Source organism: Planomonospora antibiotica (genome assembly GCF_014647955.1).
Lineage (GTDB): Bacteria > Actinomycetota > Actinomycetes > Streptosporangiales > Streptosporangiaceae > Planomonospora > Planomonospora parontospora.
In genome coordinates, this window is sequence record NZ_BMQE01000162.1 from 1 (window position 1) to 701 (window position 701).

1 rRNA gene is annotated in these 701 nt (G+C 59.2%); it reads right to left on the minus strand.

The features are described 5' to 3' along the window. Window positions 1–701: ribosomal RNA gene (locus tag IEZ06_RS35935) — 23S ribosomal RNA — on the minus strand; the annotation flags it as partial.

Here is a 701-nt window from a genome sequence, read left to right on the forward strand (position 1 = left end):
CCTCCGGCCTATCAACCCGGTCGTCTACCGGGAGCCTTACCCCCACAACGGGGTGGGAGACCTCATCTCAAGGCGAGCTTCCCGCTTAGATGCTTTCAGCGGTTATCCCTTCCGAACGTAGCCAACCAGCCGTGCTCCTGGCGGAACAACTGGCACACCAGAGGTTCGTCCGTCCCGGTCCTCTCGTACTAGGGACAGCCCCTTTCAAGTCTCCTGCGCGCGCAGCGGATAGGGACCGAACTGTCTCGCGACGTTCTAAACCCAGCTCGCGTACCGCTTTAATGGGCGAACAGCCCAACCCTTGGGACCTACTCCAGCCCCAGGATGCGACGAGCCGACATCGAGGTGCCAAACCATCCCGTCGATATGGACTCTTGGGGAAGATCAGCCTGTTATCCCCGGGGTACCTTTTAGCCGTTGAGCGACGGCGCTTCCACATGCCACCGCCGGATCACTAGTCCCAGCTTTCGCTCCTGCTCGACCCGTCGGTCTCACAGTCAAGCTCCCTTGTGCACTTACACTCGACACCTGATTGCCAACCAGGCTGAGGGAACCTTTGGGCGCCTCCGTTACCCTTTAGGAGGCAACCGCCCCAGTTAAACTACCCACCAGACACTGTCCCTGATCCGGATCACGGACCGAAGTTAGACGTTCAAAACGACCAGAGTGGTATTTCACCAATGACTCCACCCGAACTAGCG